This is a genomic window from Serratia sp. FS14 (genome assembly GCF_000695995.1).
GTDB classification, from domain to species: domain Bacteria; phylum Pseudomonadota; class Gammaproteobacteria; order Enterobacterales; family Enterobacteriaceae; genus Serratia; species Serratia nematodiphila.
Map to the genome: position 1 here is coordinate 1,076,984 of NZ_CP005927.1, position 24,352 is coordinate 1,101,335.

The window sequence follows — 24,352 nt, forward strand, 5'->3', positions numbered from 1 at the left end:
GGCTATGAGCTTTATCTACGGAGATGAGTGGATCAACTTTGACCGTGAGTCTCGTCCTCATGCAACAAGCCGTGTGTTGATTAAGGTGCATCCTGATTGCCGGGTGGTTGTCTCTGCACCTGAAGAGGCTGATGACCTGGCCGTTTTGATGGCAGTAAAAAAACGAGGACGCTGGATTTACCGGCAGCTCCGTGATTTCCGTAAACAGCTTGAGTACATTACGCCACGTAAGTATATCAGCGGTGAGAGCCATTATTATCTTGGCAAACAATACTTGCTGAAGGTGATTGAAGAACCTGCAGGGTTACAACGCGTAAAAATGTTGCGTGGAAAGCTGGAGGTTACCTTGCGTCAGAAGAGCCCTGAAAAGGTCCGGCAGCTTCTTATCGATTGGTATAAGACTCGTGCCAAGGATGTTTTCGCCAAACGGCTCGAAGCCATGCTCGAGCAGGCTCTGTGGGTCAATGCTCCGCCCCCATTGCACATTCTCACCATGCAAACGCAGTGGGGGAGTTGTTCCCCTAACGGCCGGCTCACCCTAAACCCAAACCTGGTCAAAGCTCCCCGGGAATGCATCGACTACGTTATCTTGCATGAGCTCTGTCATCTGGCCGAGCACAACCATAGTGAACGCTTCTATCGGCTTATGGGGCAGGTTATGCCGAAGTGGGAAATGACAAAAGAACGGCTGGATGGGATGGCAGGGATGATTATGGTAGGTTAAAAATATGGATGTGATACTGCTTTTTTGAGGGCTATCTCGCTTACATTAAGGTGAAGAAAATGGAAAAAATTGTATGTGGACTGTGCAATGCGGAGGTCGGGTTAAATATGTTATCTAACCATCTGCTTAGTAAGCATGGTTGGAAGATGGTATCTAAGCCTACAGTGGAAGCGCCATCAGTTACCCCAGAAGCCTGCAAATGTCCAATATGTAATGTTTCTCTTAAAGACGCCAGACGATTAAAAAAACATCTCGACAAGGCTCATGCCAAAGCAGGCATTTCTTCTCAATCCCTCCGCCACACCGCTAAAAAACAAAGTGTATCCACGATTTCTTACCATTGGGCGCTCACTAAGAAATTGGATAAAAAATATACCAGTGTGGTAGATAAATTTGTAGCCGAAAAAACGTTGTTAGAAATTGAAAAGGAAATAACGCTTATAGTGAATGGCTATGATGCAGCAGATTTGTCGCGGCAGAGTTTGATGTCAGGTCGACTGATTATACTTTCGCATGCTAAGAAAAGAATTGAAGCAAAAAACAAGGCGAGTAAAAACAAGAAAGTACCTGCTAAGCGTAAAAAAACAGGGCGTGCTCGTTCTGGGGACATCATGGACCAATACATTGGTGGCAGGCGAATCGTTGTTTCCGGTGGTTTACCTTCTTTAGGAAAAAGATGAAGGGGTCTAACGTGTATGAAAAACAGGGTGTTATTGACGAGAAAGGTCTATTCGATGCTGCACCCAGGCTTCAACTTCGCTCTGTAGCCAACGGGAGCTGCGCCCCAGTTTGATAGGTTTTGGGAACTCACCCTGCTGGATCAGTTTGTAAAACCATTTGTCGCTTAATGCAGTGAACTGAGTGATAAACGCCATGTCGACAAGCTGATCGTTTAGCAGAGATGGTGTGTTGGTATTCATGGTTAAAATCTCCTTTAAGTCAAATGGTTAAAGGAGGAATGCCGTTTGGGTTTTCTACTTGGCCTCCCTCAAGGGATGGGTTACCGAGTAAGAAATAAATAATTCGCAGTTGGGGCAGAGCGCAGGCTCCCCATCAGATGATGGGAGAACCTTGACGCCACCCTTGGTAGCTATGTAGGCATGTACTTGTTTGTTCGTTTCCCCATCAGAACGCCAGAGTTCACTGAGCATCCAAAGGAGCGTGCTTGATTGCTATATTGCTTTGTCCGGTGTTTTGCCATGTAGTTGATACGGTCTAAAAGAGCTTGGTAGTCATTTGTTTTCGTCAGGGCATTCTTATTGATGTGATAGCAAGGGTTCCTGGGGAAATAGACAAGAGAACGGTCCTTTTCTTTATCGACACTAAGTGCGCTACACCATGCCTGGATAATTATGTCCGAAAGATTATCTCTCGCCGAATAGCTGCCCAGTGTCCAGTAAGCATCCTTATTGAACATTAGGAGAACGTGGTAGTGGACTTTGTTTCCTGTTTGGTTACTTTCCTTCACCCATATGTAATGGACTTCAGAGTCATGTGCCTTGGGATTGGTTTTTTACTTCTTTTCCTATCTGCTTTTACTTTCGCTTTAACGGCATCTGTAAAACGTGATATGACATTTTTGTCATTACGAGATACTTCATTAGGCAAGTGCAGGTCAATACGTGCAGCTAAGGTTCTGGGGTGTTTAGCCAAAGCGAGACTTATGACTTGCTCAAACCTATTTAGGTAGTGATTGTTATGTGATGTTGTGCTTGCTTTCATAATGTATGCCCTCAGGGTTTAATTGTCTTCATCTCATCCCATACCCTGTATTTAATTATTAAAATCATCTTTCATATCTTCAATTTTATTTGTATATAATTAATCCATTGTGTTCTTTGTATATATATATTAAACAATCCGAGATTTTATTTTAGTTTGCAATAAGCAAATTTCATGGCGATTTTCAGACTGGGCGAGGTGTCAGCCTACGATTCTATTGATTACTTTTTGGATAATTTACTCTGGAGTTATGCTTTTTTAAAACGCTATATTTACATGCTTGTTTGCAGGGAAGGGCTGTTGCGCAGGGCAACCTGTTCTGGTTGGCACATTTGCTATCTCTTCCCTCGAGTGGCATGGGAGAGACTGAACCAGTACCGGCAACGCCACCGCTGTTTTGTAGGGAGGGTGTTCATGGATCAATCAATGGGATGCGCAGTATTTTTTTACATACCCCTATGTATTGGCGTACCCAATGCGCTTTACTTGCTCCCAAAGAGATCCTTTGAAAATCTTGATCTTTTGTTTCTATTTAAAATAATCTCATGATATATATGATTTTGTTGTAAAGTAAGTTACTTTTTAAAGTCAAGGCTGTGGGGGAAAGCAAGAGATGGCAAGCAAGTACAAGATAACGACCTATCTTTCCGATAAGGCGCTCTATGAACGGGTCATTAACTCAGCCAAGAAAGCAGGGATGACGCAGTCAAAATACGTCGAGTCGCTTCTCATGCAAGAAAGGCCGCATGCTAACGATGTGCGGAAAGTCAGGCCTGAGTTAGAGATTTATGATCACTACTATCCCAGACAGGATATTTTCCCTTCTCATGGGGCACTCGTTCTTGAAGAGGCATTGGCTTCTACGCCTAGTGAGAGGAAGTTGTTTTATTCTGAACAGATAACCCAAGCGGCCAATACAGGGATTCTTGCTGATTTTTATAAGGAGGTGTATGGGGAAAATGTTCATAAGGTGGATGATGACAGTGCGATTTTTGTGTTTCTCAGACTACAGTTTTCCGGGAGTCTAAAGAAGAACTCAAATGTTTCAAGTGTGGAGCTTAAATATCGCGTTATGTATCAGCCTATGATAATTACTTCTACAGAGTGGAATAAATATAGTGGGCATTATGATTTCTTCAATATTAGATATTTGAGGCAGTCAGATCTTATTAATAAAGGGTGGCGCAGGAATTTCTCAAGTAAGTACTCCGGAGTTGTACCTGTTTTTGAGAGGAGAAGGGAACACAGGGATAATAGTGGTTTCTTTATTCCGGTTTTTAAGGAGCCTAAGTTTTTTTCAGATAGAGTGAGCGAGGTAAAAAACACTTTCATTGGAGATAATGGTTTTTTCTCTGGAGTTAAAAACATTAACAACAAAGAAAGATTTAATTTAAAAGGGCGGGGGCTGTTAAATATCTAGATTTTTCTTGTTTTTTATTTGGATAATTTCTTAGTTAAATATCATTGAAGTGGTATTTAACTTAATTATCTTAGGTAACGCAATGAATAAAAAACAGAAAAGTTATGAGCCTCTGTCTTCTTTGTTACAGACTCTTCCCCGAGAAATATCTCAAAGAGTGTTTCATCGACTCGATGAAGTGATCGCCTATGAACCGACAATCGGACTGATGGGCAAAACTGGCGTAGGGAAATCCAGCCTGTGCAATACGCTTTTTACGTCTCCTCCTGCCAACGTGGATGCGGTGAAGGGGTGTACCCGTTTTGCTCAACAGTACAAAACCTCTGGTGGTCTGAATGCTCTCAACATTATTGATTTCCCAGGGATCGGTGAAACACCCACGCTTGATAAGATGTATGCCCATTTGTACCAACACTGGCTGAATAAACTGGACCTGATTGTCTGGGTACTCAAAGCCGACGACCGCGCCTGGAATGATGATATCCGGTGTTACAGACAGTTGGTTTCTCAGGGGGCAGATCCCGCCCGGTGTCTGTTCGTCCTCAACCAGGCCGATAAAATTGAGCCTTGCCGGGAATGGGATATTGCAACTCGCCAACCTTCTCTGCGGCAACAGCAGAACCTTCAGGAGAAAGTGACCCAGGTGAATACCGTATTTTCTCCCGTACATCCTGTCTTGGCGGTTTCCGCCTCTGAAGGTTTCAATATTCCTGGGTGGGTCGAAATCCTCATCACCGTTTTACCCGACAAAGCCAGCAGTGCGGTTGCCCGTCAGCTTGAGCCTGAGTATCGGACAGAGAAGGTGACCACCACGGCGCAGGAGGGCTTTGGCCGCGTTGTAGGTGACATCTTTGACGCAAGCGTGGAATCCCTACTGGAGTCACATACATTAAGAACGTGGTTAAAACAGGTGCGCTCTCGATTGCTCTCTTTGGCCAAATTGCTCTGGCATCGCTTCTTTTAACGTATGCCGAGAAACCTGCCTTGTGTTCGATCTGTTTCGCCGATCGAATATAGATTTATTATAGCTTCTGACTATTAAATGGCAATTAACGATCGTTTATATCGATAGATTTCAACGATCGGTTTCGGTTTATTGATCTTCACTAACGATTATCCCTCCTCTTTACATCCCGATACGATCCCCTCGCTGGGGAGGTCGTTTAATCCCACTGTTTTCTAATTAATTATTAATAAAGGAATATTTCTCTATGTTGAAACCTTATCCGTTTCTTAAGCAAGACACCTATGCCTGGTGTTTATCCATTGGCCTTCCGGTTATCTGGATACCCTTCGCCATTTTCTTTCCTAAAGAGATTGCTCTTGGCTTGTATATGGTGCTCTCGCTTATTTGGGTGCTGCTCGACCGACTTAACCTGATGAAGCAGGAGATCACGCCCCCTTCAATGGGATGGTTCTTGCTTCCGATGGTTTATCTCCGTCAACGTGACGAGCGTCAGGGGAAGCCCTGGCGCTTGTTACAGGTATGGCTGATTTGTACCGTATTGTCAGCCGTGGCCGGTAATCATTTTAAAACGCAATCAGGTACCGAACGGCTGGCGCAAAGTGCTTGCCCGGTGGTCACTAAAATCCTGCAGCGTCAGGGCATAGAGGAGCACTGTATCCGTATCACAGATATTAAAGAGGAGGTGGCAGGGCGTTTTTATCAGGCTCAGGCTTTGTTGAATACCGGCTCAAAAGAGCCGCTGACGATAGAAGTGCGTTCAGGCGGTAATATTTACGTCACGCTAACGGATTCGGAATAAGTGATTTTTATCAAGGAGATGATGAACATGAAAAAAATGATAATGATGTTTACCCTGCTGGTCAGCGCTCTGTTGAGCCAGGCCGCATGCGCAGCGGCTTATGATCTCAAGCCGATAGAATACCGGAATGTGGTGGCTGACAGCGTACAGGTTGAGCATGACCGTATTATGGATGGCGTTGATGAATTTATCATCACGGGGAAGAAGGGAAAGGTTACTGAGAAATTCAGGCTCACCTGCAACGCCGATGAAGCACGTCTGGGCATCATGTATTACCTGAAAGATATCTATGGCGATAAGGCCGAGGGGGCAACGGGAATGACTCTGCAGTATTACCCGGCCGGGGCCCATCAAATGAACATCAGTATCGATCATCCCGATACGTTGATGGACAGCCTTCTGACGGCTAATTTGGCACAGGCGGTTTCTGCCATGCAGAAGCGTAAGGAAGGGACCTTTGTTTTTCACTTCTACCACAACGACAGCAGCTTCGATCATGTCCCTCTGGCGTACAGCTTCCAATACCCGGCGAAATTGTTGACACCCGCTCTGGGCAAGGCATTGGTTAATGCCAAGACCACATCATGCGACATCAAATCAGGCAATAGTCAACTATCTCCACTCAAGCGTCTTGTTGATCATCTCTAGCTGATTGATTACCGCTATCAGTTTGCTACTGACTTAGAGCCCTGTCGCCGATCGCGACGGGGTTTTTGGTTTTTAGGCGCTGAGATGACCTATTTCAAGCCGTCTCCTGCGCTACCGCTCAATGAACCCTGAATGCAGTGACATCATGCTTATGAACGACTGAAAACAACGGGAATAACCTCATGAACTTAACCTTATCCCCGGCAGTCACTGAACTGCCATTAAGTACACAACGTACTATCAAACGCGCCCTGTTCTTGCTGGAGGCCCATTTGCGTGAGCCGGGAGCCTCATTCACTTCACCTGGTACCGTCAGCGATTGGCTTCGATTGCGCATGGCTAAGCTGGAGCGTGAAGTGTTTATGGTGCTCTGGCTGGACAATCAACACCGGCTGTTGGCCCACGAAACGTTGTTCACCGGCAGTATCAATAGTACCGAGGTCCACCCCCGCGAAATCGTGAAGGCGGCACTGAAGCACAATGCTGCTGCGGTGCTTCTGGCGCATTGCCATCCTTCCGGCCACGCTGAGCCCAGTGTTGCCGATCGTCAAATCACCGGCAGGATTAAAGATGCGCTGGCACTGGTTGAGGTCAGAGTACTGGATCATTGTATTGTCGGCGGCATGTCGGTGTATTCGTTTGCTGAACACGGCTTGTTATAGGGCGATACGATGCCACCAATCATTGCCCCGGCCTGGGGACTCAAACGCAACGTCACTCCGCAGTTGGGTGCCCGCCTGGTACAGGAAGGTGACCGGCTGCATTTTCTGATCGACCGTGCCGATATCAGCGGGACCTTCAGCGACGCGCAGCTACGAGATGTAGATAACACTTTCCCGCAGTTCATCAACCACCTGGAACTGATGCTGCTTTCTGGTGAACTCAATCCCCGCTATCAGCACTGCGTCACGCTTTACCGCAATGGACTAACCTGTGAAGCCGATAGCCTGGGATCACACGGCTATGTGTATCTCTCCATTTATCCTACGCCTTCATCAACGGCATAAATCTTCGTTTTTTATCTCTATCACTTTCCCTTTTTTCATCTGACTAACAACGAGATAACCCACATGCAAATCTTACCTGTCACTCCGAAACAGGCGGCTTACGCTTGCCCATCACCCGTTATTGTCTGGCAATCCATGCTCACGTATCTGCTGGAACAGCATTACGGATTGGCGCTTAACGATACCGAGTTCAGTGATGACGCGGTGATCCACGAACATATTGATGCCGGTATCTCTCTGGCTGATGCGTTGAATTTCACGGTGGAAAAGTTCGACCTGGTTCGCATCGATCGCCGGGGGTTCTCCTGCCAGGAACAATCTCCCTTCATCACGGCTATCGATATTCTCCGTGCCCGTCGAGCCACCGGCCTGATGACCCGTCTGGGTTACCAGACCATCACCTCAGTTATCCGGGGCGAAAAGCAGACATGAGCCTGTCCGGATTACCGCTGGCATGCTGATTACCTGTCCACCCAGATTGGCAGATTTTGTTTTTTTGAGGGCAAGTTCGCATTCGATAGGCAATAAAGCTATTAGCCATCTAGGTTTTGCGAAACGCTTTCCACACTATCTTTCCTGAGCTTTATCCCCTTTTTATCTGTTGCATAATACGCCTAACTGATTTGGTAGGCGTGTTTACTTTTATGTAAGGATTACGATGATGCAAACTGAAACCGAAGTAATAGTTGAACATAGCGAGGTGATTTGCTCGACCAGCGTAGCGCGAATCGTTGCTGGCCGTGATAGCGCTCTGAAACAGATAGAACAGCTGATCTATCAGCTTAGTGAAATTTCTTCACTCACTTCTTCAATTGGTGGGGGGACTGCTGGCGAGTGGGCGATGAGTCAAGGAAGTCGCTATGACTGCTGGTTAATGGAAATGCCAGACAAAGCTATAAAGTTGATCACCCAAAATATCGATCGCAGTATTTGGCGTGATCTGATGATGAAATCTGGCATGCTGGCTCTCATGGATGCTGAAGCTCGCGAGCAGTGGTATAAAAATTTGGACGGGGGCGACCTACCAGCTATCAATGAAGACAATATCCTCAGCACTTTTGAACAGCTACATCTGAATAAACAGGATGTATTTGAGCGCGGTGTTATCAATGTTTTCAGGGGACTATCATGGGAATATAAAACAAACAGTCCCTGTATGTTCGGCAAAAAAATCATTGTTAACAATCTGGTCACGCATAACCGTTGGGGATTCAGCTTAAGTTGGGGCTGGCGGCGGGACCAGTTAGTTGATTTGGAGCGAATGTTGTATCTGTTGGATGGTAAGCCCGTTCCTGACAATCGTGGGGATATCTCTGTGCGGTTAATGGAGTATATCCGGGATAACCCTCGTCAACAGAGCTACGAGGATGATCTGTTTGGTATCCGCTATTTTCAAAAAGGTACCGCGCATGTAATTTTCAAACGCTTGGATCTGGTGGAGAAAATGAATGATATCGTGGCGAAGCACTATCCAGGGATGTTAGCTCGAGAAGAGCGTGCTCTCTATTCATTTTGAAGCGATAAGTGAGCCTGTTTACCGCATCAAAAATGGAGTAAAATCCGCAAGATCCACGAGTCATTCGTTGCCTGCTTTTTATACAAAAAGGAGCAAGCAAAAGCATTTGGGGGTGCTTATGGGGGTTACTTAATTATCCATACTAAATAATCCTTTTAGTATCATGATATTGACGTTCTTATGCGACTCCTGTGATCGCCAATCAATATCTCCCAACCTCCTCTGTGATTGTCGGCTCCGGTAGAGTGAGTTTGCTTCTTTCGCTTTGTGTTAGTGCAGCTTGCGTGGGTAGAAGAAACGTTCATGAAGAAGGACTATGAGGCAGTAAGCCGTTGACGTAAAAACCGCTTACGCGGCCTTTTTATTTCTGAGAAACAGGGCAAGCAGATACAGGGCGCCCAGCGGCAGGGCCATGACATAACAGAATGCATAATACAGGATCAGCACGCCATTTTTGCCTATGGTATCGGCGAACAGTCCGCGGTGCCAAAATTCTTCACTCGTGAACTGCAGGGCGGCCGTTTCAGTGCCTTTTTTAGCACAGGGATACAGTAAAAAGCTCAGGATGGAGAGGATCAACGAAAGTGCGATATTCACCATGTCCTGGAAAGAATAGATGTAATAAAGCGCGATAAAAAAGTAAGTCACGCCCCACACCTGACTTTTCCAATAATACGCTTTGGTCATTTGCGCCTCCCTGGGCATGAGTTCCTTTCTGTTTTCGTGCTTGGCGAAATGGAATATCGATGCCATTGCCCGCGTTGCGCGGTTTACCCAAGACGTCTGAGTATGCGCAGGGCTTCGGCAAAATGCCATATTACCGGCTTATCTGGCAGGCGTATTTGGGTTCTGCAGCGAGCGTCCCTCTCCCCAACACATAGCCCCCTCACTCCCGCTGCAAAAAGAACTGCTTGATGGTCTGCCGCAGCCAGCGGTGCGCCGGATCGCGATCCAGGTGCGGGTGCCAGGCCTGGACGATAAACACCGATTCCAGCTCAAGCGGCAGCTCGATCTCCGCCAACGGCAGGTGGATATTGCTCACCCCCTGCAGCACGTGGCGCGGCAGCGGCAGGATAAAGTCCGACTTCATGGTCAGCATCATCGCCGAATGAAAGCCCGGCAGGGTCAGGGCGACGTTGCGCTGCAGGCCGAGATCGCGCAGCGCGTCGTCGATCGGCCCCTGCGTTCGCCCGCGGCGAGAAACGCTGATATGCGGGTAATGGGTCAGGGTTTCGGGCGTTACCCGGCCGATGATCGGGTGCCCAGGGCGCACCAGCGCCTGAAAGGTGCTGGTGAACAGGCTCTGCGTTTTGATTTCCGGATGCCAGTCGCGCGAGGAGCCGATCACCAGATCCACCTTGCCGCTGCGCAGCGCATCATCCTCGCCGTCGCTTTCTGCGGTAAACTTCAGGCCGCTTAACGGCGCCATGTCCCGCAGCGTTTCCAGCAGGCCGCCCGCCAGCGCGCCGATAAAAATGTCGTTGGCGCGAATGGTGAAGGTTCGGGTCAGCTTGCCGGGTTCGAATGCATCATTCGGTGCGATCAGCGCGGCAGCCTGTTCGATGATGTCGCCGAGCTGGCGTTTCAACTCCAGCGCACGCGGCGTCGGCACCAGATGCTTACCGGCTCTGACCATGATCGGGTCGTCGAACTGCCGGCGGATGCGCCCAAGAATGCGGCTCATTGCCGGCGCGCTCAGATTCATCTTCTCGGCGGCGCCGCTCACGCTCCCTTCTTCCAGCAGCAGATTCAGCGCATAGATCAGGTTGAAATCAATTTTTTGCGGCATGGCCTCTCCGGTGGTGGTGCACTCAATGGATTGCGTTTTGTGCAACTAGTTAATTACATCATTTCATTTTAAACAATCGAAATAAGCCCGGATACTGCCCACGACAACAAAGATTGAGGCTGAAACAGCAGGAGTGGGGAATGGTTGAGGTGTCTGTTACGCCGCATCACAAGAATAGATGGCTCGCCAGCGCCGGCGAAATCAACGGCCGTACCTGGCTGGGGTTGTTCGGCGTGTTTTTGGCGGTGATGGCCAGCGGCGTGGGGGAAAACGCCAGCAAGTTCGCGCTGGCGGATATACAGGGCGGCATGCTGCTGAGTTTCGATGCCGGCAGCTGGCTGACCACGTGCTACGTCACCGGTTTTGTGATCGGTTCCGGGTTCACGCCCTGTTTTTGGCCGACCTTTTCGCTGCGCCGGGTGGCGCTGACGATGTGCGGCATTTACCTGGCCAGCGGGCTGCTGACGCCCTGGCTGAGAGAACAATATGGCGTGCTGCTGGCGGTGCGCAGCCTGCAGGGCTTCGCCGGCGGCGCGTTGCCGCCGATGCTGATGACGGTGGTGCTGCGTTTTATGCCGCCGCTGATCAAGGTGCTGGGGCTGGGCGCCTACGGCTGGGTCTCGGCCTGGAGCGCTACGCTGGGCGCCACCGCCGCCGCCTTTGCCTTTCACTGGGGCTGGAGCGGATATTTCTACTGGAACCTGCCGCTGATGGCGATCGCGGCCGTGTGCATCGGTTACGGCCTGCCGCAGGATCCGTTGCGGCTGGAGCGCCTGCGGCAGTTCAACTGGCGCGGCCTGCTGCTCGGCGGCATGGCGCTCGGCATGCTGACGATGGGCATCTCACAGGGGGAGCGCCTCGACTGGCTGAACTCGCCGCTGATCTACGTTTTATTGTTGGGCGGCATTGGGCTATTGGCATTATTTCTGATTAACGAATGGTATCACCCGCTGCCTTTTTTCAATTTGCAGCTATTAAGCAAAAGGAACTTGTCCTTCTCCTTAATTACGCTGGGTGGCGTGCTGTTAATTATGGTGTCGCTGGTCAATATCACGTCGGGATATTTATCCGCGATTCAGGGTTACCGTCAGGAACAAACCTCCGACTTAATGCTGTGGGTGGCGTTGCCGCAATTAATTACGCTGCCGATCGTCGCCATAATTTGCAATACGCCGCGGGTGGATTGCCGCTGGGTGCTGGCGATCAGCCTGCTGTTGATGGCCACCGCCTGCGTACTGGCCGCCCAGCTGACGCCGGAATGGAACGGCGACACGTTTCGCGTTATCGCGCTGTTGCAGGCGGTCGCGCAACCGATGGCGATCATCCCCCTGCTGATGCAGGCGACCGGTGGGCTGTTGCCGACCGACGGGCCGTTTGCGGCGGCCTGGTTTAACGCGGTGAAGGGCTTCGCCGCCACCGCGGCCGGCGGCGCCATCGCGCTGCTCAGCCGACAGCGCGGGGACTATCACGCCGGCACGATCGCCGACGGTTTTGGCTCGGCCTACAGCAGCGCATCGGGGTCGGCGGAGCAGCTGGCGCAGCTTGCCGCCCGGCAGGGCCACGTGCTGGCCAGCGCCGATCTTTATCTGTTGGTTGCCGGCCTGGCGTTATTACTGACCGCGCTGATTTTAGTTATGCCGACCCGTATTTATCCGCCGCGTTCGGTCGCCGCCTGACATTTTATCATCAGAAATAAATATTAAGTGGAGTCACTTTTATGGCTAACAAAAAAGTCGCCGTCGCCGTATTGGCGGTTACCGTCATTACGCTGGGGTTATTAATGAATAAGTTTTTTATTAAAGAGACACAGCAGAATACCAACGACGCCTATATTCGCGCCGATATCTCGCGTATTTCTCCGCAGATTGCCGGTGAAATTGCGCAGGTGTTGGTCAGGGACAACCAGTGGGTTAAACAGGGGGAGTTGCTGGCGGTGATCGATCCGCGTGAATTCAACGTTGCCCTTGCGCAGGCGACGGCGCAGGAGCAATCCGCCCGCGCCCGGCAGGACGACGCCAGGGCCAACCTCACCCGGCAGAGCGCGCTGATCGCCGCCGCGCAGGCGGAGCGGCAGGCGGCGCAGGCGGAGCTGGCGTTTGCGCGTCAGGAGCAGAACCGCTACCAGAGAATGGCCAGCAGCGGCGCGGGGTCGCAGCAGGCGGCGCAGCAGGCGACAACGCGGGTGCACACGCTTTCCGCCAATGTGGCGCAGGCGGAGGCGACGCTCAAAGCGGCGCGAAACATGGAGCTGGTGCTGCAGGCCAAGCTGGCGGACAGCGATGCCGAGCTGATGCTGGCGCAGGCCAAGAAAGCGATGGCCGAACTGAACCTGTCTTACACCCGCATCACCGCGCCGATCGGCGGCGTGATCGGCAAGAAAAGTCTGCGGGTCGGGGAGTTCGTCAAACCGGGCGATGCGCTGCTGGCCATCGTGCCGCAGGACAAGCTGTACATCATCGCCAACTACCAGGAAACCCAGTTGGAAAACATTGCGCACGGGCAGTCGGTAGACATCCATATCGATACCTTTCCCGGCCAAACGCTGAAAGGGCAGGTGGACAGCATCGCGCCGGCTTCCGGCGTCAGCTTCGCGGCCGTGGCGCCGGAGAACGCCACCGGCAACTTCACCAAGATCGTGCAGCGCATCCCGGTGAAAATTGTATTTGATATCAACAAAGAGCATGCCGCCTTGTTGAGCGCCCTGCGCGTCGGCATGTCTGCGGACGTCAGCATCAATACGCTGGACGGAGGCCTGCAATGAACAGAGCCGTGATCCCGCTGCTGTTGATGGCGCTGAGCGGCTGCCGGGCGGTAGGGCCGGACTACGCTCGGCCGCAGAGCGCGCTGCCCGAGAGCTGGGGTGAGCAGGCCGGCGGCGGGGCATTGCCGGTGGCCTGGTGGTCGATATTCAACGATGTACCGCTGTCGCAGCTGGTGCAGCGCGTGGCGGCCGGTAACCTGGATCTGCAGCTCGCCACGGCGCGCCTGCAACAGAGCCGCGCCCTGCTGGGGGTGACGGAGGCGGCGCTGATGCCGGATCTGAGCCTGGATGGCGCCTATCAGCGCCAGCGAGCTACCTCGGTGGGCAGCATGGATCCGTCCGGCAACGGCGGAGAGGCGGATTACAACCTCTGGCGCGGCGGCTTCAGCGCCGCCTGGGAGCTGGACATGTGGGGCAAGCTGCGCCGCGCGTCGGAAAGCGCGCGCGCCGGCTTTGCCGCTTCGCAGGAGAATCGACGCGCGCTGTTGACGTCGGTGACGGCGGAGGTGGCGAGCAACTATCTGCGCCTGCGCGCCACGCAGCAGCAGCTGGCGGTGGCGCAGGAAAACCGCGCCACGGCGCTGCGCACGCTGCAGTTGACGCAAAGCCGCTATCAAAGCGGCGCGGGCAACGAACTGGATATCGATCAGGCGCAGGTGCAATTGGCGCAGGTGGATGCTCTGCTGCCGACGTTGGCCGACCGGCAAGAACGGCTGATTAACGCCATCGGCCTGTTGCTGGGCGAGCGGCCGGGCGCGCTGAACGCGATGCTGTCGCCGCCGGGGCCGCTGCCGACGCTGGCGCGCGCGGTGCCGATGGGGGTGCCGTCGGATCTGGCGCTGCGCAGGCCGGATATTCGCGAAGCGGCGGAGCGTTTGCATCAGGCGACCGCCGAGATCGGCGTCGCCACCGCCGACTACTACCCGCGCATCACGCTGACCGGCAACGCGGGCTACCAGGCATTGGCCTTGTCGGATATGGGCAGCTGGTCCACGCATACCTTCGCCATCGGCCCCGTTTTGTATCTGCCGTTGTTCGACGGGGGAAAAATCACCCAGCGGGTACGCCTGAGCGAATATCGCCAGCAGGAAATGGCCATCGCCTACCAGCAAACGGTGCTGCGCGCCTGGCATGAGATCGACGACGCGCTTTCCGGCTATCGCGCCCAACAGCGCCGCCAGACGCACCTGGCCGAAGCGCTGGCCGCCAACCGACACGCGTTTGCGCTGGCGCGCGACAGCTATCTGAACGGCGCCAGCGATTTTATCCACGTCCTGAGCACGCAGCGCGCGCTGCTGGATCTGCAGTCCGCGCAAATTGTTTCAGAGGAGGAGACGGCGATCGCCGTGGTGAATATCTATCGAGCGCTGGGCGGCGGCTGGGAACTCACCTACCCGTCTGCGGCGCCACAGGAGAAGGCTGATGCACAACACGCTGAATAAGATTGTTGACGAGATGCTGGAAAGGGACACCCGCCGCAAACGGGAGGCACGGGTGAGCGCCGTGCGGCAAGTCACCGCTCGGATCAGGCGCATCACGTTGAGCGGCGACGATGTGGATAAGTTTATCGCCGATCCGCGCGCGCAGGAGCCGGCCAGCTGGGTCAAGGTGTTCTTCCCGTGGCGCGACACGCTGGCCGGGCGGGCCTACACCCTGAGCGGCATCGACAAACTCGCCCGCACCTTCGATATCGACATGGTGCTGCACGGCGAAGGCCCGGCGTCGAACTGGGCGCGCGACGCGATGCCGGGCGACAAGCTGGGGTTCGCCGGCCCTTGCTCCGGCGGCTTTCGGCTGTTGCCGCAAACTCGCTGGCTGCTGTTGCTGGGTGATGAGACCGCGCTGCCCGCCATGCGCACCATTATCGCCTCGCTCTCCGCACCGTTGCCGGTGCTGTGGTTCGCCGAGGTGGGCGATGCGCAGGAGATCCAGGACGTCGATTGCTCCTTTTTGCAGGTGAACAGCTGGCAAATCCGCACCCGACATTTCGACAGCGTGATGAACAGCCCGCTGGTGCAGGCCGTCAGCCATTGCGAGCTGCCGGCCGGCGAAGGGCAGGTGTGGTTGGCCTGCGAGCACCAGGTCGCCGCCTATCTGAAGGCGCGTTTTATCAACGAAATGGGCATTTCCCGCGCCGCCTTGTTTGCCAAAGGTTATTGGAAAAAGGGCGAAGCCAATTTCAAGGGCGCGATTTAACTCGGGCGAGTGAGGATGGTTATGATTGAGAGAGTGTTATTGGCGGTGGACTGCTTTGAACACAGCGGCAACGCCCTGGAATTTATGGCGCGCCTGCAAGGCAGCATCGGCGGCGTGATTGTGCTGACGGTGGTGGACAATGCCTTCACGCTCAGCCGCAGCGGCCTGCGTTTCGACAGCGATGAGCGCGAGGAGTATCCCGCCGCCCAACGGGAAGAAGCGCTGGCGGAAAAGCAGGTCGGGCAGGTGACGCGGGCGCTGAAACACAGGGCTTCAATGCCCAGGGCTTGCTGGCCGCGGGCTCGCCCATTGAGGTGATCCCGGAACAGATGGCGCTGTTCAACTGCGATCTGTTGATCATCTCGCACCGCCACCTGTCTTCGTTGGGGCGCTGGCTGAACGCTTCCGTCACGCGTGGCCTGCTGGATGAGATCGGTCAACCGGTATTGGTGATCCCGCGCTAAGCTATGGGTAAGGGCAGCCGCATGCGGCTGCGCGCGTTCGGCGACGAAGGCCGCACATACCGGAGGTCAACATGCGAAGTCTGGAAGATCACCTTGCCGCTTATGCCGCCTATCACCGCGATACGCGCAATATCGCCACGCATTTTATCGGTATCCCCCTGATCGTCATCAGCCTGCTGGCGCTGCTCTCCCGGCCGGCGTGGGGCGCGGGAGGGCTGCCGTTTTCGCCGGCCTGCGCGGCGGTTATCGTCTCGGCGCTCTATTACCTGCGGCTGAACCTGCGCCTTGGCATCATGATGCTGGCGTTGCTGCTGCTGTGCCTCGGGTTCGGTGCCTGGGTGGCGTCGCTGTCGACGGCGGCGTGGTTGAGCGTCGGCATCGGCGGCTTCGTCATCGGCTGGCTGTTTCAGTTTGCCGGGCACTTTTGGGAGGGGCGAAAACCGGCGTTTATGGACGACGTGACGGGCCTTATCATCGGCCCGCTGTTCGTGCTGGCGGAAGCCTGCTTCCTGGCCGGCGGGCTGCGCGAACTGCAGCGGAACATCGAACTGCGCGCGGGCAAAGTGCGCAGCGGGAGGGGATGAGGTGGCGTTGATGAAGCGTTGGCGCCGGAGCATCGCGCTGGCGGTCAATGCTGATTTACGGCCCGCGTTGGCGCGTTATCGGGAGCAACTGCTGCAGGCAAGGACGGTATCGGATGAGAGGCGCTTAAAGCGCGAAGCGGCCAGAAAGCTGATCCGCGCCACCAATATGTTGCGCGCCGAGGGGAGCCCGTTCTGGCCGATAACGCTAACCGACTATGCCGATCAGCTGTTGGCGCTTTATGCAGAGCAGCGCGATGAAATGGACTATTGGTTAGCGCACGCGGCAGGGGAGGCGAATGACGCGGATTTTAGCGACAGAATGATGCAATTTCTTGACTGGATCGAAGCACAGAAAAAAATAACGCCGGCTTGAGCCGGCGTTGTCGGCGATCGTTACCCGATCGCCGGGTAATCGGTGTAGCCTTCACGGCTGCCGCCGAAAAATTTCTCTTTAATGGGCGCATTCAGCGCCAGCCCGTGTTGCAGGCGGTGGGGCAGATCCGGGTTGGCGATGAACGGGCGGCCGAAGCCGATCAGATCCGCCCAGCCTTTGGCCAGCGCTTCTTCAGCGCGTTCACGCGTGTATTTGCCCGAGTAAATCAGCGTGCCGCGGAAAATCAGGCGCAGTGATTCTTTGAACGCCGCCGGCATCACCGGGGCGTCATCCCAGTCCGCTTCGGCGATGTGAATGTAAGCGGCGCCGATATCGTTCAGCACGCTGGCCGCCGCCAGATAGGTGGCTTCCGGGGTGTCGTCCTGCGAGCCCATCAGGGTGGTCAGCGGCGCCAGGCGCACGCCCAGTTTCTCTTTGCCGATGGCGTCCGCTACCGCCTGCGCCACTTCCCGCAGGAAACGCAGGCGATTTTGCAGTGAACCGCCGTATTCGTCGTCGCGCTGGTTTTCCCGCGAGTCGATAAACTGATTGATCAGATAGCCATTCGCGCCGTGCAGCTCTACGCCATCGAAACCGGCGGCGATGGCGTTGCGGGCCGCCTGAGCGTAGTCATTGACGATCGCCGGAATTTCTTCCCGCGTTAAGGCGCGCGGTGCGGAGTGTTGCACCATTTCACCCACGCCATGTTCCGGCCCGCGGCCTTCGACATCCACAAATACCTTGACCCCATCGGCCTGGATAGCGGAGGAGGAGACCGGCGCGGCGTGGCCAGGCTGTAGAATGGTATGCGACACGCGGCCGACGTGCCAAAGCTGCGCGAAGATCTTGCCGCCGGCCTGATGTACGGCGTCGGTGACTTTTTTCCAACCGGCGATGTGTTCCGGGGTGTAAATGCCGGGCGTCCAGGCATAACCCTGGCCTTGCTGGCTAATCTGCGTGCCTTCGCTGACGATCAGCCCGGCGCTGGCGCGCTGGGCATAATATTCAGCCATCATGTCGGTGGCGACGTCGCCGGCGCCGGCCCGAGAGCGGGTCATGGGCGGCATGACGATGCGATTGTTCAGCGATAAACCGTTTAAAGAATACGAGTCAAAAAGCATGGCGCTTCCCTCTGTGTGAATGGGGCCGTAGGGCATTGATGTTTTACTGAGGCCATTATATTTCGTCGTTTAATTCTAAAAACGCGCACAATAACAAAACACTTTTGCTCTGTGTTCAATAGTTGCGGTGGCCGCCGGCTTGCCGCAGGTGGCGGGAATGAACCCGATGTGCGCTCGGGCGACGGCGGCTATTGCCTGTCGGCGCGTGGTTGGGATAGAGTCGGCTGCTGTTTTTCCCCACGATTTTTAACAAAATCGCAAAAGTCTTTTAGCCTCCCGCCTGCTTATCTTTGGTGTGATCAATGTCATACTTTTGGCATCTTAACTTTCCCGCGCTTCGGCAGCGGTTAACCGGAGTTGTTGAATGAAAATTAACTTTCCCTTATTAGCCCTGGCGGTGGGGGCGTTCGGCATCGGCACGACCGAGTTTTCCCCGATGGGGTTGCTGCCGACCATCGCCAAAGGGGTGGACGTCTCCATCCCGATGGCCGGCATGTTGATCAGCGCCTACGCCGTCGGCGTGATGGTCGGCGCACCGCTGATGACGTTGCTGCTTTCTCACCGGGCACGCAGAAGCGCGCTGATCTTCCTGATGGCGATCTTTACTCTGGGTAACGTGCTGTCGGCCGTTGCGCCTGACTACACCACCCTGATGCTGTCGCGCATCATCACCAGCCTGAACCACGGCGCGTTCTTTGGCCTCGGATCGGTGGTGGCCGCCAGCGTGGTGCCGAAGGAGAAACAGGCCAGCGCAGTGGCGACCATGTTTATGGGCCTGACCATCGCCAATATCGGCGGGGTGCCCGCCGCGACCTGGCTGGGTGAAACCATCGGCTGGCGCATGTCGTTCCTGGCGACGGCCGGGCTGGGCGTGATCGCCATGCTGGGGCTGTGGTTCTCGTTGCCGCAAGGCAGCGCCGGCGCGCGTCCGGATGTAAAACGCGAGTTGTCGGTATTGGTGCGCCCTCAGGTGCTGTCCGCCTTGCTGACGACCGTGCTGGGCGCGGGCGCGATGTTCACGCTCTATACCTATATCTCGCCGGTGTTGCAGCACATCACCGATGCGACACCGCTGTTCGTGACGTCTATGCTGGTGTTGATCGGCGTCGGTTTCTCCATCGGCAACTACCTCGGCGGCAAGTTCGCCGACCGCTCCGAAAGCGCGACGCTGAAAGGCTTCCTGTTGCTGCTGGTGGTCATTATGCTGGTGATCCCGTTCCTGGCGCGCAGTGAAATCGGCGCCGCAGTCAGCATGGTGATTTGGGGCGCGGCGACCTTTGCCGTGGTGCCGCCGCTGCAGATGCGCGTGATGCGTGTCGCCAGTGAAGCGCCGGGGCTGTCGTCTTCGGTCAATATCGGTGCCTTTAACCTGGGCAATGCGCTGGGCGCCGCCGCCGGTGGCGCGGTAGTCTCCGCCGGGCTGGGATACAGCTTCGTGCCGGTGATGGGGGCGATTATTGCCGGATTGGCGCTGCTGCTGGTGCTGTTCACCCACCGTCAGGCCGAAAAAGTGGCCTACGCCAACGGTTAAAACGACAGCGTGCGGCGGGGTTCCCCGCCGCGCTCACTCAAAGCCGAGCAGGCTGAACGCATCGTCCTGCGGGGCGTAGCCGAGCAGGCGACGGGTCTCTTCCAGCGATAAACGCGTGTAGCGGTTATTGGAAACCCCGTGCACCACCGCATATTGCACCCCGTCGACACGAATGCAGCGCTCCAGCAGATCGGCGGCGTCGCGATGGCTGAGAAACGCGCTCATGTCGCGGGCGCTGAGCCGATCGCCCGGGCTGAGGGTGGTGAAGTTGGCGATGCGCACCGACAGGGCGGAAAGCCCTTCCTGATGGGCGAAGTAGGCGGCGATGCCTTCGCCGAACGCCTTGCTGGCACCGTACAGGTTTTTCGGTTTCGGCGCGTCATCCGGGCGGATTTGGTAATCGAGCGGATAGCCTTCCACCGCCTGTGCGCTGCTGGCGAACACCACCCGGCGGCAGCCGGCGTCTTTCGCCGCGCGGAAAATATTGAAGGTGCCGAGAATGTTGTTGTCCATCAACGAACCGCAAAAGTCGGCATCGGGGGAGGGATCGGCGGCCAGATGCAACACGGTGTCGATATTGGCGCAGGCCGCGCGGCAGGCGTCGAGATCGGCGATGTTGAAGCTGATGACTTCGTCGCCGGGCTGCAGATCGTGCAGCAGGCTGACATCCCTTTCCGCCAGCCGCAGCGCGTAGCGATCGCCCATCGCCTGGCGAAACGCCGTGGCCACCCGGCCGCCGGCGCCGGTGATCAGAATCCGTCCCAACTCAGTCCGCAACGTCATGGTCGCTGTCATCCTTACAATCGATTACGCGTTGACCAGTAATAATCGCCCGCGTGACTTTTGTCCAGTCGTTTTAATTAGTCATTCTGATGTTTCTTTCACCATTATCAATTGCGCATGGTGATTTTTGCACAGGTGAATATCGTGGAATGTTAACGATGCGCAATCAAGTTTGGCGATCTATTTGCCTTATGGATTGCCGATTTCGACCAAAAAAGCGGGGATTGACAGTGGATGGACGAGCGCTTTGCTTTCGCCTGACTGTGAATTATTAGGTTAGTTAATCTTATGTTTTTGCCTGAGGCGGGCGATATTCCGCCCCCTCTCTATTCCGCCTGCGCGATATATCACTGCTGTGCTGAAGCCGATAGAGGGCGACAGGCCTTATTTGATACCTCAGGTCGGTTTTGCCCGCCCGATCACAGTTCGGCAATTTGCCGACGCAAAGGCTTGCCCCGGCAAAATCCGCGGTGTTAACGTCATAACTCAACCGATTTAGGGTTGTTACTGCTACGGCAGGCAAAACCTAAACCTCGCGTTTCTGTTCCCCGATGGGGCAGAGGCCGCGAGGTTTAGGTTTTTTTTTGCGCCGAATTTAGCCTCAGCGCCAGGCCAGCGCGGGGCGGGGAGCGGCAGAACGCGAAGTCTAAGGATAACAGTATGAAATATGACACATTAGCCAGTGAGATTTTGGCCGGCGTCGGTGGCCGCGACAATGTGAAAAGCCTGGTGCATTGCGCTACCCGCCTGCGTTTCAAGCTGCGCGACGACAATCGCGCCAACGCGGCAGCGCTGAAGAAAAATCCGGGCGTTATCATGGTGGTGGAAAGCGGCGGCCAGTTCCAGGTGGTGGTGGGCAACCACGTGGCGGAGGTGTTCGACGCGGTCAATCGGGTCGGCGGGTTGGCCGAAGGTGCGCCGAGCGACGACGCGGGCGGCAAAAAAGACAACCTGCTCAGCCGCTTTATCGATCTGGTGTCCGGCATTTTCACCCCGCTGCTCGGGGTGATGGCCGCTTCGGGGATCCTGAAAGGCTTCCTGGCGCTGAGCCTGGCCTGCGGCTGGCTGCTGGAGAGCGGCGGCACCTTCAAAATGCTGTTCGCCGCCAGCGACGCGCTGTTCTACTTCTTCCCGATCATGCTCGGCTACACCGCCGGGAAAAAATTCGGCGGCAACCCGTTCGTCACCATGGCGATCGGCGGCGCGCTGACGCACCCGCTGATGATAGCGGCGTTCGAGGCGGCGCAGCAGCCGGGCGCGGTGCGCGAGTATTTCTTCGGCATTCCGCTGACCTTCATCAACTACAGCTCGTCGGTGATCCCGATCATCTTCGCGGCCTGGGTGTCCTGCCGCCTGGAGCCGCTGTTTAACCGGGTGATCCACAGTGCGCTGCGCAATTTCATCACGCCGCTGCTGTGCCTGGCGATCACTGTGCCGTTGACCTTCCTGCTGATCGGCCCGGCGGCAACCTGGCTCAGCCACCTGCTGGCCAACGGCTATCAGAGCATTTACGCCTTTAACCCGATCATCGCCGGCGCCTTTATGGGGGCGATGTGGCAGGTGTGCGTGATCTTCGGCCTGCATTGGGGATTGGTGCCGTTGATGATCAACAACCTGAGCGTGCTGGGGCGCGACACCATGGTGCCGCTGCTGTTGCCGGCGGTGATGGGGCAGGTCGGCGCCACGCTGGGCGTGATGCTGCGCACTCGCGACGCCAAACTGCGGGCGCTGTCCGCTTCGGCCATCGGCGCCGGCATTTTCGGCATCACCGAGCCGGCGGTGTATGGCGTCACGCTGCCGAACAAACGCCCATTCATCTTCGGCTGCATCGGCGGCGCGCTGGGCGGCGCGGTGATCGGCTACTTCCATACTTCGGTTTACTCGTTCGGCCTGGTGAGCGTGTTCACCTTCGCGCAGATCATCCCCGGCGGCGGCATCGACGCCACGGTATGGGGCGCGATCGGCGGCACCCTGCTGTCGTTCGTGTTCGCCGCGCTGGCCAGCTATCTGTTCGGCGTTGCGCCGGCGGAAGACGCGGCGCAGCCTGAAGCCGCCGCGCCGCTCAACCGCAAACAGGCGATCCTCAGCCCGATCGCCGGCGACATCGTGCCGCTGGATCAGGTGAACGACGCGACTTTCGCCAGCGGCCTGCTGGGGAAAGGGGTGGCGATTGCGCCGCAGCAGGGGCGCGTGGTGGCGCCGGTGAGCGGCAGCGTGGCGTCGCTGTTCAAAACCAAACACGCCATCGGCATCGAATCGGACGACGGCGCGGAGATTCTTATTCACGTCGGCATCGATACCGTGAAGCTGGACGGGGCGCATTTCACCGCCCACGTGCGGGAAGGCGAGCGGGTCGCCCCGGGCGATCTGCTGATCGAGTTCGACCAGGCGGCGATCCATGCCGCCGGCTATGACACCACCACGCCGATCATCATCAGCAACAGCGATGATTACGTGGACGTATTGACCAGCGGCCTGTCTCCGGTGCAGGAACAGGTGCCGCTGCTGACTTTATTACGTTAATTGAGGAGCAAGCGATGAACGGCAAGTTTCCGCAACATTTTCTGTGGGGCGGCGCGGTAGCGGCGAACCAGGTAGAAGGCGCGTATCAGGCCGACGGCAAGGGGCTGTCGACCTCCGATCTGCAGCCGCAGGGCATCTTCGGCGCCATCACGCCGCGCACGGCGGGCGACAGCGGCATCAAGGACGTGGCGATCGATTTCTATCATCGTTATCCAGAGGATATCGCGCTGTTCGCCGAAATGGGTTTCAAGTGCCTGCGCACCTCGATCGCCTGGACGCGCATTTTCCCGCAGGGCGATGAAGAGACCCCGAACGAAGCCGGGCTGGCGTTTTACGATCGGCTGTTCGATGAGATGGCGAAATACGGCATTCAGCCGCTGATCACGCTGTCGCACTATGAAATGCCTTACGGCCTGGTGAAGCACTACGGCGGCTGGGGCGATCGCCGCACCATCGACTTCTTCGAGCGCTACGCGCGCACGGTGTTCGAACGTTACAAGCACAAGGTCAAATACTGGCTGACCTTCAACGAGATCAACATGTCGCTGCACGCGCCTTTCACCGGCGTCGGTCTGCCGCCGGAGAGCGACAAGAGCGCCATCTATCAGGCGATCCACCATCAGCTGGTGGCCAGCGCCAAAGCGGTGAAGGCCTGTCACGAGATCGTGCCGGAGGGCAAAATCGGCAACATGCTGTTGGGCGGCATTCTGTATCCGCTGAGCTGCAAGCCGGAAGATCTGCTGGAAACCCAGCGGCAAAACCGCGACTGGCTGTTCTTCGGCGACGTGCAGGCGCGCGGCTATTACCCGGCCTATATGCAGCGCTTCTTCCGTGAAAACGGCATTCAGGTGGCGATCACCGAGGAAGATCGGCGAACGCTGCGTGAAACCATCGATTTCATCTCGTTCAGCTACTACATGAGCGGCTGCGTCACCGCTGACCCGGAGCAGTATGAGACGGCGCGCGGCAACATTCTCGATATGGTGCCGAACCCGCATCTGGCCAGCTCGGAGTGGGGATGGCAAATCGACCCGATCGGGCTGCGCTACCTGCTCAACGTGCTGTACGACCGCTATCAGAAACCGCTGTTCATCGTCGAAAATGGGCTGGGCGCCAAAGACCGCGTCGAGGCCGACGGCAGCATCAACGACGATTACCGCATCAACTACCTCAATGATCATCTGGTGCAGGTGGCGGAAGCGATCGACGACGGCGTCGAGGTGATGGGCTACACCAGCTGGGGGCCGATCGATCTGGTCAGCGCTTCGAAGGCCGAAATGTCGAAGCGCTACGGCTTCATTCACGTCGACAGGGACGATGCCGGCAACGGCAGCCTCGAGCGCCGCCGCAAGAAGAGTTTCTACTGGTACCGCGATGTGATCCACAGCAACGGCGCCAGCCTGAAAGACCGACGCTAACCCTTC

Annotated in this window: 25 protein-coding genes and 2 pseudogenes; 21 read left to right on the forward strand and 6 right to left on the reverse strand. The window is 55.7% G+C overall.

The features are described 5' to 3' along the window. Positions 1 to 4 precede the first annotated feature (4 nt). Both L085_RS04955 and L085_RS25170 read left to right on the forward strand, forming a co-directional pair. Complete coding sequence (locus L085_RS04955) at positions 5 to 724, forward strand: SprT family zinc-dependent metalloprotease (RefSeq protein ID WP_044030211.1); 720 nt, start codon at positions 5 to 7, stop codon at positions 722 to 724. Positions 725 to 783: 59 nt separating this feature from the next. After that, entirely contained in the window at positions 784 to 1,404 is a 621-nt protein-coding gene (locus L085_RS25170; protein ID WP_144240649.1) for a hypothetical protein, read from the forward strand. 30 nt (positions 1,405 to 1,434) lie between these two features. On the opposite strand, the gene L085_RS04960 is transcribed toward L085_RS25170, so the two are convergent. Together L085_RS04960 and L085_RS25930 are read right to left on the reverse strand one after the other, a co-directional pair. After that, positions 1,435 to 1,644, reverse strand: coding sequence for an AlpA family transcriptional regulator (locus L085_RS04960; protein WP_044030213.1), 210 nt, complete (start codon positions 1,642 to 1,644; stop codon positions 1,435 to 1,437). 170 nt (positions 1,645 to 1,814) lie between these two features. Beyond that, a pseudogene (locus L085_RS25930) lies at positions 1,815 to 2,446 on the reverse strand (inovirus Gp2 family protein). Positions 2,447 to 3,059: 613 nt separating this feature from the next. Between L085_RS25930 and L085_RS04970 the strand changes: the two are divergent. The 8 genes from L085_RS04970 (at position 3,060) to L085_RS05005 (ending at position 8,803) form a co-directional block, all read left to right on the forward strand. Then, a complete protein-coding gene (locus L085_RS04970; RefSeq protein WP_044030214.1) occupies positions 3,060 to 3,866 on the forward strand; it encodes a hypothetical protein in 807 nt (268 codons plus the stop codon). Between the two features lie 82 nt (positions 3,867 to 3,948). After that, the gene (locus L085_RS04975) at positions 3,949 to 4,830 is read left to right on the forward strand and encodes a GTPase (RefSeq protein WP_226988572.1); all 882 of its coding nucleotides are present in this window, start codon (positions 3,949 to 3,951) and stop codon (positions 4,828 to 4,830) included. Positions 4,831 to 5,077: 247 nt separating this feature from the next. Beyond that, positions 5,078 to 5,632: a hypothetical protein gene (locus L085_RS04980; protein WP_044030216.1), complete on the forward strand. Its 555-nt coding sequence runs from the start codon at positions 5,078 to 5,080 to the stop codon at positions 5,630 to 5,632. Positions 5,633 to 5,659: 27 nt separating this feature from the next. Continuing rightward, positions 5,660 to 6,280 (forward strand): hypothetical protein, encoded by a 621-nt coding sequence (locus tag L085_RS04985; protein WP_044031931.1) that lies wholly within the window; start codon positions 5,660 to 5,662, stop codon positions 6,278 to 6,280. 182 nt (positions 6,281 to 6,462) lie between these two features. After that, complete coding sequence (gene radC, locus L085_RS24375; protein ID WP_071841599.1) at positions 6,463 to 6,942, forward strand: DNA repair protein RadC; 480 nt, start codon at positions 6,463 to 6,465, stop codon at positions 6,940 to 6,942. 9 nt (positions 6,943 to 6,951) lie between these two features. Then, positions 6,952 to 7,287, forward strand: a complete 336-nt coding sequence (locus L085_RS04995; RefSeq protein ID WP_044030218.1) for a type IV toxin-antitoxin system YeeU family antitoxin — start codon at positions 6,952 to 6,954, stop codon at positions 7,285 to 7,287. A gap of 63 nt (positions 7,288 to 7,350) precedes the next feature. Further along, complete coding sequence (locus L085_RS05000) at positions 7,351 to 7,719, forward strand: TA system toxin CbtA family protein (RefSeq protein WP_025160422.1); 369 nt, start codon at positions 7,351 to 7,353, stop codon at positions 7,717 to 7,719. 229 nt (positions 7,720 to 7,948) lie between these two features. Then, positions 7,949 to 8,803, forward strand: a complete 855-nt coding sequence (locus tag L085_RS05005; protein ID WP_044031932.1) for a DUF4942 domain-containing protein — start codon at positions 7,949 to 7,951, stop codon at positions 8,801 to 8,803. Between the two features lie 348 nt (positions 8,804 to 9,151). Here L085_RS05005 and L085_RS05010 read toward each other — a convergent pair whose 3' ends face one another. Both L085_RS05010 and L085_RS05015 read right to left on the reverse strand, forming a co-directional pair. Further along, on the reverse strand, positions 9,152 to 9,490 hold the full coding sequence (locus tag L085_RS05010) for a colicin E1 family microcin immunity protein (protein WP_044030221.1): 339 nt from the start codon (positions 9,488 to 9,490) through the stop codon (positions 9,152 to 9,154). 199 nt (positions 9,491 to 9,689) lie between these two features. Next, on the reverse strand, positions 9,690 to 10,592 hold the full coding sequence (locus L085_RS05015; protein WP_044030222.1) for a LysR family transcriptional regulator: 903 nt from the start codon (positions 10,590 to 10,592) through the stop codon (positions 9,690 to 9,692). Between the two features lie 140 nt (positions 10,593 to 10,732). Between L085_RS05015 and L085_RS05020 the strand changes: the two genes are divergently transcribed. The 8 genes and pseudogenes from L085_RS05020 (at position 10,733) to L085_RS05050 (ending at position 16,970) form a co-directional block, all read left to right on the forward strand. Beyond that, on the forward strand, positions 10,733 to 12,268 hold the full coding sequence (locus L085_RS05020) for an MFS transporter (RefSeq protein ID WP_044030224.1): 1,536 nt from the start codon (positions 10,733 to 10,735) through the stop codon (positions 12,266 to 12,268). 41 nt (positions 12,269 to 12,309) lie between these two features. Further along, positions 12,310 to 13,353: an HlyD family secretion protein gene (locus tag L085_RS05025; protein ID WP_044030225.1), complete on the forward strand. Its 1,044-nt coding sequence runs from the start codon at positions 12,310 to 12,312 to the stop codon at positions 13,351 to 13,353. Continuing rightward, a complete protein-coding gene (locus tag L085_RS05030; protein ID WP_044030227.1) occupies positions 13,350 to 14,795 on the forward strand; it encodes an efflux transporter outer membrane subunit in 1,446 nt (481 codons plus the stop codon). Before L085_RS05025 ends, L085_RS05030 begins: the two co-directional genes overlap by 4 nt. Next, complete coding sequence (locus L085_RS05035; RefSeq protein ID WP_015376223.1) at positions 14,776 to 15,549, forward strand: siderophore-interacting protein; 774 nt, start codon at positions 14,776 to 14,778, stop codon at positions 15,547 to 15,549. Before L085_RS05030 ends, L085_RS05035 begins: the two co-directional genes overlap by 20 nt. A gap of 21 nt (positions 15,550 to 15,570) precedes the next feature. Continuing rightward, positions 15,571 to 15,867: a universal stress protein gene (locus L085_RS05040; RefSeq protein ID WP_255347242.1), complete on the forward strand. Its 297-nt coding sequence runs from the start codon at positions 15,571 to 15,573 to the stop codon at positions 15,865 to 15,867. Further along, positions 15,858 to 16,013, forward strand: a pseudogene (locus L085_RS25860) (universal stress protein); the annotation flags it as partial. The gene L085_RS05040 and the pseudogene L085_RS25860, both read left to right, overlap by 10 nt. Before the next feature lie 71 nt (positions 16,014 to 16,084). Continuing rightward, on the forward strand, positions 16,085 to 16,597 hold the full coding sequence (locus L085_RS05045) for an Mpo1-like protein (RefSeq protein ID WP_044030228.1): 513 nt from the start codon (positions 16,085 to 16,087) through the stop codon (positions 16,595 to 16,597). Positions 16,598 to 16,607: 10 nt separating this feature from the next. Beyond that, positions 16,608 to 16,970 (forward strand): hypothetical protein, encoded by a 363-nt coding sequence (locus L085_RS05050; protein ID WP_226988573.1) that lies wholly within the window; start codon positions 16,608 to 16,610, stop codon positions 16,968 to 16,970. A gap of 20 nt (positions 16,971 to 16,990) precedes the next feature. Here L085_RS05050 and L085_RS05055 read toward each other — a convergent pair whose 3' ends face one another. Beyond that, a complete protein-coding gene (locus L085_RS05055; RefSeq protein ID WP_004934091.1) occupies positions 16,991 to 18,091 on the reverse strand; it encodes an alkene reductase in 1,101 nt (366 codons plus the stop codon). Positions 18,092 to 18,455: 364 nt separating this feature from the next. Between L085_RS05055 and L085_RS05060 the strand changes: the two genes are divergently transcribed. Next, positions 18,456 to 19,622: an MFS transporter gene (locus tag L085_RS05060; RefSeq protein WP_004934092.1), complete on the forward strand. Its 1,167-nt coding sequence runs from the start codon at positions 18,456 to 18,458 to the stop codon at positions 19,620 to 19,622. Between the two features lie 33 nt (positions 19,623 to 19,655). Here L085_RS05060 and L085_RS05065 read toward each other — a convergent pair whose 3' ends face one another. Beyond that, on the reverse strand, positions 19,656 to 20,405 hold the full coding sequence (locus L085_RS05065; protein WP_015376227.1) for an NAD(P)-dependent oxidoreductase: 750 nt from the start codon (positions 20,403 to 20,405) through the stop codon (positions 19,656 to 19,658). A gap of 660 nt (positions 20,406 to 21,065) precedes the next feature. Between L085_RS05065 and bglF the strand changes: the two genes are divergently transcribed. Next, positions 21,066 to 22,928 carry a PTS beta-glucoside transporter subunit IIABC gene (bglF, locus tag L085_RS05070; protein WP_044030229.1) on the forward strand — a complete coding sequence of 621 codons (1,863 nt, stop codon included), beginning with the start codon at positions 21,066 to 21,068 and terminating at the stop codon, positions 22,926 to 22,928. Positions 22,929 to 22,942: 14 nt separating this feature from the next. Next, entirely contained in the window at positions 22,943 to 24,346 is a 1,404-nt protein-coding gene (ascB, locus tag L085_RS05075; protein WP_044030231.1) for a 6-phospho-beta-glucosidase, read from the forward strand. Positions 24,347 to 24,352: the final 6 nt, after the last annotated feature.